The organism is Pseudomonas sp. S12(2018) (assembly GCF_024355235.1).
Taxonomy (GTDB): domain Bacteria; phylum Pseudomonadota; class Gammaproteobacteria; order Pseudomonadales; family Pseudomonadaceae; genus Aquipseudomonas; species Aquipseudomonas palmensis.
Window position 1 is genome coordinate 248,481 of sequence record NZ_QLAD01000004.1, and the last position, 12,868, is coordinate 261,348.

Here is a 12,868-nt window from a genome sequence, read left to right on the forward strand (position 1 = left end):
GACGACTGACATGACCGAAATGGAAAAGCCCCTGGGCGACGACTACAACCGGGACGACAGCATCGACTTCGAGCAGGTCAATCAGGATCAGGCCCGCTACCTCGAGGCCGAGCTGTTCGACGGCGACAGCAGCAACGGCGAGAAGACCACGGCGGTGGTCGCCTCCTTCGTCGACTCGTGCAACGCGCGGGGTGAAAAGCCGCTGGACCAATGGCTGAGCGACGAGTTTCGCAAGTACCCGCATCTGTGGAGCAACGAAGAGGAACTGCTGAGCACCAGCCAGCAGGTGATCGCCTCCACCGTGACTTTCAACCAGTCCCGCGAATCGCTGCACGCGCACATGGACAAGGGCCGCAGCAAGGCCTCATGGCTGGCCGGCGAAATCGAGAAGAACGCGGGCCTCTCCGGCTCGGTACACGTGGGTCAGTACGCCGGACACATCGACAAGGCGCTGGCCGATGCCACGACCAACGCACGGGACATGGTCACCACGCTCAAGGGTGACATCAACCGCAGCCCGCACCTCAACGGCCTGATTGCCGAGCAGCACCACGTCGACACGTTCAACATCGACGCCGTCAGCAAGGGCAGCCCTTACCGTGCCCGCGTGGTGGGCTCCCAGGAAGCGAACTCGGTGGACATCGAGATCGTCGACGGCAACGGCAATGTGGTCGGCAAGTACCAGGCCAAGTACGGCGCCGATGCCGACGCCACCAAAGAGCTGCTCAACCGCGGCGACTACGAAGGGCAGAAACCGCTGGTACCCGAAGGCCAAGGTGCGGACGTGCCCGACAGCGCGGAGGTGATCGAAGCCGATGGCGTGAAATCCCGCCCGCTGTCAAAGGAAGAAGCCCGCAAGCTGCAGGAAAAGGCCCAGCAGGAAGCCGAGTCGCGCCAGTACGACTGGAACGACACCAACCGCGCCACCATCGCCCGCCAGATCGGCAAGCAGGCAGTCATGGGCGCATGCATCGCAGTGGGCATGCAGGGCACGCGGATTCTGGCGCGGCGCTTCTGGAACCGGTTGAACGGCCGGGAAAACCCCAGCAGCCAGGACGACCTCAAGGAATTCTTCGAGAGCTCGCTGCGCGCCGGCACCAACACCGCTGCGCAAGTGGCGGTTTCCGGTGCCGTGGTGGTGGCAGTGAAGAACGGCTGGCTCGGCGCGGCGCTGCGCAACACCCCGGCCGGGCTAATCACCAACATCGCGTGCGTCGGTCTGCAGAACGCCAAGGTCCTCTACAAGTTCGGCAAGGGCGAGCTGACCGGCGAAGAGGCCATCGACGCCATCGGCAACACCACGGTAACCACCACCATGGCCATCGCTGGTGCAACCAAGGGCGCAGCGCTGGGTGCAGCGCTGGGTACGGTGTTCGGCCCGGCAGGTACGGCCATTGGGGGTTTTGTCGGTGGCGTGGCCGGTGGTATCGCCGGCGGGCAGATCGGCGAAGTGGTGTACGAAGCCGGCAAGTCGGTCGCCAGGACGGCTACCCGGGTCGCGGCCGTGGTGCTCGAAGGCACAGGCCGTGCACTCGAATCGGTGGGCAGCGGTCTGCGTAACCTCGCCTCCAGCCTCTTGTCCCTGTGGTGACTGCCATGAACCTGCTCGAACTCAAGGACAAGATCAAATCCCATCTGGTCGCCGGCTATCCCGGGCTGTACATCCACTCCGGCGAAGAAGCCAGGGTCGATACCATGCTGCAGGATGTCGCGAGCCAGTTGGGCATGCACCCCAAGGAATGGAACCTGGGTTATGGCTGGGTGGACTTCGTCAACAAGCAGCCACGGGGCAGCCAGGGGCCTAGGACAGACCTGGCCGAAAGCCTGCCATCACTGCTGGACGACGATCTGGACCACAAGCTGTTCATCATCAAGGACGCCCGCAGTGCGCTGGAAAACCAGCCGCTGGCGGTGGCTCGGCTCAAGCAGTTGCTCAACCGTATCCAGCGCCATCATCGCGGCACGTCGGCGGTGGTACTGGTCTCGGAGACCCTGCACATTCCGTCGCAGATCGAAGCGCAGATCACCCTGCTGCCCCTGCCGCTGCCCCGGGGCGAGGAAATCACCAGCCAGCTTGAAGCGGTGTGCCAGCAGCTTGACCTGCTGGTACCCGAGGGCCTGCGTCAGCGCCTGCACGCAGCGTGCAGCGGCCTGAACCAGGAAGAGATCCGCTCGGCACTGGCGATGGTCCGCCAGCACCACGAGCAGATCAACGATGCCGCCCTGGTACTGATCCAGCATGAAAAAGAGCAGATCATCGCCAAAAGCGGCGTGCTGGAAATGCTGCGGGTCAACGAGAACGCCACCGACATCGGCGGCCTGGAAAACCTCAAGACCTGGCTGGGCCGCCGCGCACAGATCTTCCGTCGCCTCGGCGAAGCGCGTGACGCGCGGGTGCAGGCGCCCAAGGGCGTGCTTATCGCCGGCATGCCCGGCTGCGGCAAGTCGCTTACGGCCAAGGCCGCCGCCGGCCTGTTCCAGTTGCCGCTGCTGCGCCTGGACATCGGCTCGCTGCTGGGCAAGTACGTCGGGGAAAGTGAGCACAACATGCGCCGAGCCCTGAGCATGGCCGAGTCGGTCAGCCCGTGCATCCTGTGGATCGACGAGCTGGAGAAAGCCTTCGTCGGCCTGACCAGCGGCAGCGGCTCCGAAGTCTCGTCGCGGCTGTTCGGCTACTTCCTGACCTGGATGCAGGAGAAGACCGGCGCAGTGTTCGTCATCGCCACCGCCAACAACATCGCTACCCTGCCGCCGGAACTGTTGCGCAAGGGGCGCTTCGACGAAGTGTTCTATGTGGGCTTCCCGAATGCGGTCGAGCGCGGCGCGATTCTCGATATCCACCTCAAGGGTGAGACGGTGCAGCTCGAACCCGCGCAGCGCAGCAAGCTGGTGACCCAGTGCCGCGACTACGCCGGGGCGGACATCCAGAACGCCATCAACGAAGCACGCGAAGCCGCCTTTCTGGACGGTCGCCCGCTGAAATTCGAAGACCTCGAAGCCGCCATCGACCTGACCGTGCCGCTGCGTGAAACCCTGCGCGATCAGGTGGCCAAGTACGAAGAGCTGTTCGAGAAGTTCAAGCTCAAGCCAGCTTCAGCCAGCGACGGCCTGAGCGTGGCGCAGATGATTCAGATGGCCGAAAACCACAATGCGCTGCGCCGCGAGGAAGTCGCCCGGCATGAAGACTGCCCTGACGACCTGCTGGAGAGGCTGGTCGGCGATACCGACGCCAAGGTTCGCACCGCGGCCTACGGCAACCCCAACTGCCCGGAAAAGCTGCTGACGCTGCGGATCAACATCGAAGAAGGCCAACCCGGCTTCGATCGCGCCCTGCTGCACCTCGCCTGCCTGCATGCCCACGCGCCGCATGACCTGATAGCGGCGCAGTTCGAACGCCTCGAGCTGGACGCCGAGCAACGCCGTCAGTTGGCGAAAAGAACCGACGACGAATCGTTGCAGCAACGTCTGCTGGCGGATCAGGAGCCGCTGGTACGCAGGGCACTGGCGACCAACAAGGCCGTGAGCAAGGTCGTGCAACAACAGTTGGCCAAGGACACAGCCGTTACCGTGCGCGATTACCTGATCGGCAACGACAACCTGCATCCCGAGGTACAGGAACAACTGGCCCGCGATCCTTCCTTCGAGGTACGCGAGCGCCTGGCTCGGCGTGACGAACTGAGCGAAACCGTGCAGTTGCTGCTGACCCGTGATGAAGACCAGGATGTACTCGAAGCGCTGGCCCGCCGCGCAGGCGCGACCGCCCTCCCCGACGCGGTACAACTGGAGCTGGTCAAATGCGACCCTGATGTGCGCGAGGCCCTGGCACGCAACGACAACCTGGGTGCCCCTGCCCAGTTGCTGCTGGCTCGGGACCCAAGCCTGCAGGTACGGCGCATTCTTGCCGACCACCCGAACCTCACCAGCGCCGCCCTGCAATGCCTGACCACAGACGTAGAAGAGGTACAGGCAAGCCTGGCTGGCAACACCAACCTGGGGTCCGCCTTGTTGCAGATGGGCCTGAGCCAGCATGAATCGGAGGACGTGCGTCGCGCTCTGGCAGGCAACAGCGCGCTCAATGTCGAGGTGCAGGCGCGGCTGCTGAAGGACCCCGAGCCCAACGTGCGCGAGGCGCTGGCAGGCAACGACCACCTGGCCGAGCAGATCCTCGAGGCACTGATGTACGATGAGCAGGACGATGTGCGCGAGCGTCTGGTGCGCTGGCGCGACACGGTACAGCCAAGCGTGCAGCGCCATCTGGCAGCAGACCCAAGCACCGACGTCCGCAGATGCCTGGCACGCGTAGCAGACCTGCTGGATGACGTGCAGCAGCAACTGGCCGGTGACCTGCCCGAGATCCAGCAGGAACTGGCGGAAAACGCCGCCCTCGGCACTGACATCCAGCAGCGCCTGCTGGAACGAGGCGATGCGCAGACCCTGTGTGCGCTGGCGGGCAATCAGGCCGTGACAGCACCGCTGCAAGCCCGGCTGGCCGATGACAGCAACATCGATGTACGAACCCGCCTGGCAAGCAACCCGGCGCTGGCCGGGCCGGTCGCCGACAAGCTGATCGGCGACGTGGAAGCGGTGCAACGCGCCCTGGCCGGCAACCGCCACCTGAGCGAGGCACAGTGCCTGCGTCTGTACAAGATCGGCAGCGAGCACGTCCGCCAAACCCTGGCAGCAAACACGGCCATCGGTGAAACCCTGATGACCCTGATCTGCCAGACGAAAACAGCAGCGCCAACCGAGGCCAGTGATTCGGTAGGAAGGGCCATCGGCACGATCTTCTCTGGTTACATGGGCGCGCAACAATCGCCCGTGAGCGGGCAGGAGCAGCCTCCAGGCAAGGAAAAGCTGGTGCTGGCTGCGCAAGGCAAGCTGCCTGCTCATCTGCAGGCCGACCTGTTGGCCGAAGGCGCACAGGCGCAACCCCTGCTCGAAGCGCTGGCCGACAACTCGACGCTGACCAGGCCCGTGCAAGAGGCCCTGGCGGCGCACAAGAGCGCCAAGGTCAGAGCTCGACTGGCCGCCAACAAGGCCGTCGACAGCGACATTCTGCGTCAGTTGCTGCGCGACCCCGAACCCGACGTGCGCATCGCACTGCTGCGCGACTGGTGGATGGATCGCGACATGGAACTGGAGCTGGCACAGGACAAGAATGTCAACGTGCGCTTCGCCGTGGCCGCCAATCAACACGTCGGCACAGCCGCACAACTGCTGCTGGCCAACGACCCGGACGAGTCCGTGCGTGCGCGCCTGATAGAACGTGACAGCCACTTCATGTTCACCCTGCATTCGCGGGCCCAGGAGATCCTGGCACAAGACGTCGAACAGGACATCCGCGAATCGCTGGCTACCTACCCCAAGCTCAAACCATCGGCGCAACTGGTGTTGGCCAAGGACGACGAGATCTGCGTGCGCATCGCACTGGCCAGGGGCAACAAGGACTGGAATGGAGGTGACCTGTGCGAGGAAGCACAACTGCAGCTGTTGCGCGACGAGGAAAGCAGCGTGCATCTGGCGCTGGCTGAAAACCGCCGGCTGTCTCCCGCAACCCAGGCGCTGCTGGCCCAGAACGCGCTGGCAAGCGTGAGGCTCAAACTGGTGGAGTCATCCAGCTACATGAATCAGCTCACCCCAGAGGCGCAGCGGATCCTGGCCAGGGACAAGGACAGCAAGGTCCGCCAGGAACTGGCGAACAGGCTGTTTGGCCTGCTGGCCATGCCCAGTGAAGAAGACGTGCAGTTGACCCTGGCCAGCGACCCGGACACAGAGGTCAGGCTGTCGATCCTGGTTTCCCTGCGCTATGGAAGCACCCGCGTAAGCGATGCAGTCAGGGCGCGGTTGATCGAAGGGCTGGACCACGACACCCGCCAGACCGTGGAAGAGATGCTCGACAGCTGCGAGGAAGATTGAGCCCTCCCCGAGTGGCATCTTCCGAGCAACCTATTCGCGCAGGTTGCCGCTATGTTGCAACCTGCGCAAACGAACTTTCCGCTCGACAGGCCCCTCTGTTGCCAACGGAAAGTATTACCCCTAGCATCGTGCGGTTAAACCCCGCCCAATCCGATAAAGGACACTCGTGATGCAATCGAAAACAGTTGAACTTCAATCCCCGGCACTGGACTCGATGACCGAAATCAAGCGCCCGGCACTGAAATTGAGCGAGCTGGATCCTGGTACCCTCAGTGACTTCGAGGCCATGTTCGGCCTGTGGAAAGAAGCGGATCACTGCGACAAGGAACTGCGCGACTGACGCCAAGGGCGGTGGCGGCAATGACAATGTCAGTTGATTTGCAGATCGTTTCAGGCTTGTCGTCGGCCGCCGCTTTGCCCGGCGTCCTCGGGGCGCATCTTGAAGCCCTTGGACATCCTGTGCACCAGCGTATCGATACACTCGATACCGGCGCTGCTGGATGTGCAAGGCACCCGGACACACCCTCTACTGCAGCCATCGTGCTGGTGCTTCCCATCCTGGGCGATAACGACCTGTCGGACGAACACCTGCTGAGCCTGCGGCACTGGCGCGATACCCAGAGCCTGGCGGGCCGACGCATTTTTGTCACCCTCAAGGGCGATCGTCATGTATCGGATGAATTCGTATCCCCACACCACCCCATCCACATCAAGTTGCGCAAGCTGTTCTATTTTCTCGGTGGGTTGAAGATTCTGCCCATCAAGCTGGACAGCGACACGCCGGCACGCATTGCATCGCTCATCGCCGCAGAACTGCAAGCAGGCAGCACAGCCCCCTGCAAAGCGTGGGACCATCTGGCGCAGCTCACCGGCAGGCCCCCCATGTGGGCCCCCGACCGCAAGCTGCTCGACTTCGATGACGAAGAGAATGGGTCGAGCCTGCTACTCGAGACTCCCCGAGCGCGGTTGAACGATATCTTTCACGCCATCCGGGCATTGACCCCCCGCACACTCAAGCTCAATCGGGCACGGTTGTGCGACAGCGATATGACCCGGCTGCCTGCCATCCCCAGCGTGCTGGCGGCAGAGCTGGGCAGCAACTGCATGAGCCTGCAGAGCGCGTCCACGGTGTTTCCCGGCTGCAAATGGCTCGGCCTGGGGGCGAACAGCTTGCAGACTCTGGACCTCACCGCTGCCCCCCCCGGGCTCGATACCCTGCTGGTGTACAAGAACAGTCTGCGGGAGCTGCGATGGCCCGCCACTGCTGGGTGTCGCCTCAAGCACCTGAGCCTCTATCGCAACAGGTTTCGACATATCGACTGGCCGGTCGATCAGCTGGACATCGAGCGGCTCAACCTGGGAGCCAACCCTGTCGAGGCACTGCCCGAGCAGTTGGCCCAAGCCCGTCATCTGCGCTGTCTGGGCATTGCCCGGACTCACATACGCCGCCTGCCGGACTGGCTGCTCGAGCTGCCCGCGCTGGTGGAAATCGATATCAGTCATATCGAAGACCAATTGCCGCCCGCGCAACTTGGCAAGTTGATCGATTCAGGTATCACGCTCATAAACAAGCCCAGGTAGAGCCCTGCCCCATGACCCTATTCAACTTCATCTTCGAACACATCAGCCAGCAGCAGTTTCTGGATGAATACTTCGATCGCGCTGCGTTGCACATCAAGGGCAGCCCGCAGAAATTTTCCAGCTTGTTGGATATGCAGGCCTTCAACCAGATTCTCAACAGCAACACCTTGCTGTACCCGAAGGTGCGCATCACCAACCACAACAACACCATTCACAAATACGATCTGATCGATGATGTGGATCGCTATGCAAACAACCAGAACAACACGCTGAACAAGAAAAAGATGCTGCACGCGATTGCCCGCGGCGGCACGCTGGTTTTCGACAACATCCAGCAACACAGTGCGCGACTGGAGAATTTCACCGATACGCTCGCCTCGGAACTCAATACGCGCATCGGCATGAACGGCTACTACACCGCCGCCAACCAGCGAGGCGTCAATCCTCACTTCGACAGGCACGATGTACTGGTGCTGCAGATCCACGGCAGCAAACGCTGGTACTACCGCGACGAACAGCATGTGTTGTCAAAGGCCATCCGTCATCAGCGCGTTCCTGCAATCGATGCGGCTGCCACCGGCTGGTCTTCGGTGCTGCTCGAACAGGGCGATGTCTTCTATTGCCCTCGCGGCCTCTGGCACTTCACTCGTACCGAAGCCCGGCACTCGGCGCACCTGGCTGTGGGGCTGTACCCACTGACCTTGAGGGAGTGGCTGGTGCGCCAGGAGCAGGATGAGAACTTCGCCACACTGCTGGAAACCTACGTGCGCCAACCGTTCCAACCTTCGACCTCGCCCATCCAACAGGTGCCGGTGCAGGCCCTGGTCGATCACCTGAGCGCCACCTCGCAGGCAGACTTCGACCTCGACCTGCACGCACGGCCCTATCTCGAGCTTGAATGATGGAACAGTTCTATTTCGTACTGACCGAACGCTGCAACCTGGCCTGCAGCCACTGTATCCGCGACTCTTCGCCTTATCGCGACGAAACCGCCGAGAAGGCGATGATCCTCGACACGCTGTCGCAGATCCGCCAGGACCATGCGCATAGCCTGGTGCTGCTCACGGGCGGAGAGCCCACGCTGCATCGCCATTTCGACAGCATTCTGCGGCACAGCCTTGCGCTCGGACTGCAGACCAAGATCAACAGCAACGGCGTGACGTCGTTCTACAAGCAGAACATCCTGGAGCAATGGGCCGGGCAGCCGTCACTCTCGGTACAGATATCCCTGGATGGCACAGAAGCCGAACATGACCTGGTGCGTGGGGCCGGCACCTACAGGCGCGCGCTGCGCACACTCGCCAGGCTGCGGGCACAAGGCATTTCGTGCAGTGTGTCGGCGACCGTCATCGACCTCGATTTTTTCGCGCGCATCGAACAGTTCATTCAACCGCTGGATGACCTTGAACTGACCCATATCGCAATCAAGCGGGCAACTTACGCAGGGCGCGCCTCATCAGGCATGGAGGTCTGCAGCCAGGCCTGGAACCAGCATGTCTATGCGCTGCGCAAGCAGCCCTACAAAACGCGCATCCTGGCGTTTCCAATGTACGACTTCAGTCGGCTGCAAGCGCTGGGTGACGACGCCATCGCCGAACTTGGCCGAACCATCACCACAAAAAACTGCGGTGCTGCGACGGCGAAGGTCTATATCTACCCCAATGGCGACGTGTGCTCCTGCACCTGCTTCAAGGCCCACCCCATGGGCAACCTGTACCAACAACCGCTATCGGCCATTCTTGCCCAGCCACTGCAGATCAAGGTGGAGCATCCCACCTGTCAGGGCTGCCGCTACTTTGCCGTATGCAACGGTGGCTGCCTGGGTAGCGGCTACCAGCATACCGGCGAGCTGGGAGAGCCCGACCCCCGGTGTCCGCAGATCCAGGCAGCACGTGGTGCAATACCGGCATTCAACATCTGATGCCAGAGGTGATGCTTGCGCTGGGTGTGTTGCGGCCAGCGCCAATCAACCAGCACTCACCACATGCTTCAACTCCTGAAACGCTGCCAGCCCCCAGGGGCCGAGCTCGCGCCCGATGCTGCTCTGCTTGTACCCACCCCAGGCGGTCTGCGGGAAGATCACCTGAGGCGCATTGATCCAGACCATGCCGGCCTGCAAGGCATCCGCTACCCGGTTGGCCGCAACGCGGTCGCGGCCGACCACCGTGGCCACCAGGCCAAAATCACCCTGGTTGGCCAGCGCAATGGCCTCGGCTTCGGTGCCGAAACGGCGGATGCAGATCACCGGGCCGAAGATCTCCTCGTTCCACAAGCTGCTGTCCAGCGCCACGTCGGTGAACACCGTCGGCGCAACGTAGAACCCCTGCGCCAAGCCCTGCGGGCGCCCACCGCCGCACTCGAGCCGGGCGCCCGAAGCCAGCCCGCGCGCGATGTGCGCCAGCACACGCTCGTACTGGGCACGGTTGACCAGCGCACCCATCTGCACCCCGTCGACAAAGGGGTCGCCAACGGTGATCGCCTGGGCGCGGGCCCTGACCTTTGCCACGAAGGCGTCCGCCAGGTGCTCGGCGACCAGCACCCGGCTGGTGGCCGAGCACATCTGGCCGGCGTTGTAGAAGCCGCCGCCACAGGTCAGCTCGACCGCCAGCTCCAGGTCGGCATCCTCCAGCACGATCAACGCAGACTTGCCGCCCAGCTCCAGGCTGACACCCTTCACCGTCTCTGCCGCGCGCTGCATTACCTGAACCCCCACCGCGTTGCTGCCGGTGAAGGAGATCTTGGCCACCTGCGGATGCGCCGACAAGGGTGCGCCCACGGCCAGCCCGGTACCGCACACGATGTTCAACACGCCCGCCGGCAGGCCCGCCTCGAGAATGATCCGCGCCAGTGCAAGCTCCGGCAACGGCGTGACCTCCGATGGCTTGAGCACCACCGTGCAGCCCGCCGCCAGGGCCGGCGCCAGTTTCCAGGCCGTGGTGACCATGGGGAAGTTCCACGGCACGATCAGCGCAACCACGCCACACGGCTCGCGGCGCAAGCGCGCGGCATAGTCGCTGGCAGGCAGCTCCACATCGCGGTCCTGCGCAGCGTCAAGGCCCTGGGCCAGGTCGGCGTAATAGTCAAAGGTGGCTATCACGTCGTCCACGTCCAGCCCCGCTTCGGCCAATGGCTTGCCGTTGTTGCGCGATTGCAGCGTCATCAGGGCTTGGCGGTTCTGCTGTATGCCCCGGGCAATGCGGCGCAACACCTGGGCACGCAACGCGCCAGTGCTGGTTGACCACTGCGCAAACGCTGCAGCGGCGCTTTGCACGGCAAGCTCGACGGTTTCAGCATTGCCCCCGCCCACCGTGGCGATTAGCGCCTCGGTGGAGGGGTTGATGACCTCGAGCGGCGGGCCGTCGGCGAGCCATTGCTCGCCGATCAGCACGCCGGCGAGCACTTCGGATGAACATTCAGGAGGGAGCATCGTCATTCCTTCGCAAGCGGCTCAGAGGCCGGCCTGCAGCTTCTCGATGAACTGGCGGATCCGCTGGCAGGCGTCCAGCAGGTCCTTGTCGGCAACGGTGAACGACACCCGCACGAAGCCCGCGCAACTGGCGCCAAAGGCCTGGGCATCGAGCACCGAGACGCCGGTCTCGCGGAACAGCGCCCAGGCAAAATCGACGCCCGACAGGCCCGTGGCACGAATGTCCAGCAGCATGAACATGCCCGCCTCGGGCACCTTGCCCTTGATCAGCGGCACCCCGTCCAGCTCCCGGGCGATCAGGTCACGGCGGCGGGTGTAGAGTTCGCGGGCCGAGGCGACGATCTCATCGTCCAGCTCGATGGCCTTGAGCGCGGCTTCCTGAACAAAGCCCGGCAGACCGTAGAGCATGCACAGCAGCAGGTTGTCCAGGTGCTGGACAAGGCTCGTGGGCGCCACCACCCAGCCGACCCGCCAGCCGGTCATCGCGTGGGATTTGGACAGGCTGTTGAGCACCACCGTGCGCTCGGCCATGCCCTCCAGGCTGGCGATGCTGATGTGCGGCGCGTCGTAGGTCAGCTGGCAGTAGACCTCGTCCGAGATCACCCACAGGTCGTGACGCCGGGCCACCTGCGCCACCGCCTCCAGCTCCTCGCGGGTGTAGACGTTGCCGGTGGGGTTGTTCGGCGTGGCCAGGGCGATACCACGGGTGTTGGGGGTCAGTGCGGCTTCAAGCGCCTGGGCCGTGAGGCGAAAATCCTTCTCGGCAGGCTGCTCGATGCACACCAGCCGCGCACCGGATGCCTGCACGCTGGCAGCGTAGGTCAGGTACATCGGCTCGGGCACCAGCACGTCATCGCCGCTTTCGAACAGGCACATGGCTGCGGCGTACAGGCCGTTCTGCGCACCGGCCACCAGCGCGACGTTCTCGGCGGCCACCGGTATGCCCAGCAGCTTGCGCTGCTTGGCCGCGATGGCTTCGCGCAGCTTTTCCCGGCCCACTACCGGGGTGTAGTGGGTATCGCCGGCCTTCAGGGCCTGGATCGCGGCCTCGCAGATCGCATCGTCCGTCGCGAAATCGGGGTCGCCGATGCTGAGGATGATCGCGTTCTCGCCCCGCTCCTGCGCCTGGCAGGCAGCATAGTGGATGTCCCATGCGGCTACGCTCTCGCCGCTGATGCGTTGAACCAGAGATGAATACTTCATTTGAATTCCTTGTGGCGTGCAGACCGACGCCAATACGTTAGCCACTAGACTCGACGCTGCGAGGTGGTGCCCATCAACTTGAAGCTCTTTTCGATGATCAGGGCCAGGACGATGTAGGTGATCGCCACCAACAGCAGCGGCTCATAGACCCGCAGGGTCTGCGAACGCACGATGTTGGCGGCGCCGAGCAGGTCGGTAACCGCGACGGTGGAGGCCAGCGCCGTGGATTTGAGCAGCATCACGCTCTCCCCCGCCAGGGTCGGCCTGACCATCTGCAATGCCCGCGGCAACCAGACCCTGCGCAGGATCTGCCCGCGGCGCATGCCATAGGCGCGTGCCGCTTCGAGCTCGCCCCTGGGTACGGCGCGCAGGCCACTGCGCAGCACTTCGCCCACATACGCCCCCACGCTCAAGGTCAGGGCAAGGGCCACATACCAGAACCCTTCGCGCAGGTAGGGCCACAACACCCCGCCCCTGATCAGCGGGTAGCTGGCCAGCACGCTGCCGACGCCGTAATACAGGATGTAGATCTGCACCAGCAGCGGCGTACCGCGAATCACGCTGCTGACAAACCGGCAGGCGTTGGCCAGCACAACGCTGTTGGACAGGCGCCCCAGGGCCATCGCGATGGCCAGTACAAACCCGAAGCCTGCCGAGATGAGCAGCAACTGCACGGTCAGGCCGGCACCGCGCAGCAGTTCACTGGAAAAATCATTCAGCCAAGTCAAATCCATGATCGTC

9 protein-coding genes are annotated in these 12,868 nt (G+C 63.5%); 6 read left to right on the forward strand and 3 right to left on the reverse strand.

All coding sequences use genetic code 11. From position 1 onward, the window contains the following. Nucleotides 1-10 precede the first annotated feature (10 nt). The 6 genes from DN388_RS11455 to DN388_RS11480 all read left to right on the forward strand — a co-directional run bounded on the left by DN388_RS11455 (nucleotide 11) and on the right by DN388_RS11480 (nucleotide 9,418). Nucleotides 11-1,591 carry a hypothetical protein gene (locus DN388_RS11455; RefSeq protein ID WP_254999860.1) on the forward strand — a complete coding sequence of 527 codons (1,581 nt, stop codon included), beginning with the start codon at nucleotides 11-13 and terminating at the stop codon, nucleotides 1,589-1,591. A gap of 5 nt (nucleotides 1,592-1,596) precedes the next feature. Beyond that, nucleotides 1,597-5,916 (forward strand): AAA family ATPase, encoded by a 4,320-nt coding sequence (locus tag DN388_RS11460; RefSeq protein WP_254999867.1) that lies wholly within the window; start codon nucleotides 1,597-1,599, stop codon nucleotides 5,914-5,916. A 169-nt stretch (nucleotides 5,917-6,085) separates the two neighbouring features. Next, on the forward strand, nucleotides 6,086-6,256 hold the full coding sequence (locus tag DN388_RS11465; RefSeq protein WP_157811395.1) for a hypothetical protein: 171 nt from the start codon (nucleotides 6,086-6,088) through the stop codon (nucleotides 6,254-6,256). Nucleotides 6,257-6,276: 20 nt separating this feature from the next. Next, nucleotides 6,277-7,497, forward strand: a complete 1,221-nt coding sequence (locus DN388_RS11470; RefSeq protein WP_254999869.1) for a hypothetical protein — start codon at nucleotides 6,277-6,279, stop codon at nucleotides 7,495-7,497. 11 nt (nucleotides 7,498-7,508) lie between these two features. Then, the gene (locus tag DN388_RS11475; RefSeq protein WP_043864000.1) at nucleotides 7,509-8,399 is read left to right on the forward strand and encodes a cupin domain-containing protein; all 891 of its coding nucleotides are present in this window, start codon (nucleotides 7,509-7,511) and stop codon (nucleotides 8,397-8,399) included. Then, nucleotides 8,399-9,418: a radical SAM protein gene (locus tag DN388_RS11480; RefSeq protein WP_196933054.1), complete on the forward strand. Its 1,020-nt coding sequence runs from the start codon at nucleotides 8,399-8,401 to the stop codon at nucleotides 9,416-9,418. Before DN388_RS11475 ends, DN388_RS11480 begins: the two co-directional genes overlap by 1 nt. Nucleotides 9,419-9,463: 45 nt before the next feature. Here the strand turns inward: DN388_RS11480 and DN388_RS11485 are convergent, their stop codons facing one another. Genes DN388_RS11485 through DN388_RS11495 form a run of 3 tightly spaced genes read right to left on the reverse strand, consistent with a single transcriptional unit; the run spans nucleotide 9,464 to nucleotide 12,861 of the window. Further along, nucleotides 9,464-10,924, reverse strand: coding sequence for an aldehyde dehydrogenase family protein (locus DN388_RS11485; RefSeq protein ID WP_254999872.1), 1,461 nt, complete (start codon nucleotides 10,922-10,924; stop codon nucleotides 9,464-9,466). Nucleotides 10,925-10,945: 21 nt separating this feature from the next. Continuing rightward, nucleotides 10,946-12,127 carry a pyridoxal phosphate-dependent aminotransferase gene (locus tag DN388_RS11490; protein WP_043864003.1) on the reverse strand — a complete coding sequence of 394 codons (1,182 nt, stop codon included), beginning with the start codon at nucleotides 12,125-12,127 and terminating at the stop codon, nucleotides 10,946-10,948. 44 nt (nucleotides 12,128-12,171) lie between these two features. After that, a complete protein-coding gene (locus DN388_RS11495; protein ID WP_043864004.1) occupies nucleotides 12,172-12,861 on the reverse strand; it encodes an ABC transporter permease in 690 nt (229 codons plus the stop codon). Between the last annotated feature and the right edge of the window lie 7 nt (nucleotides 12,862-12,868).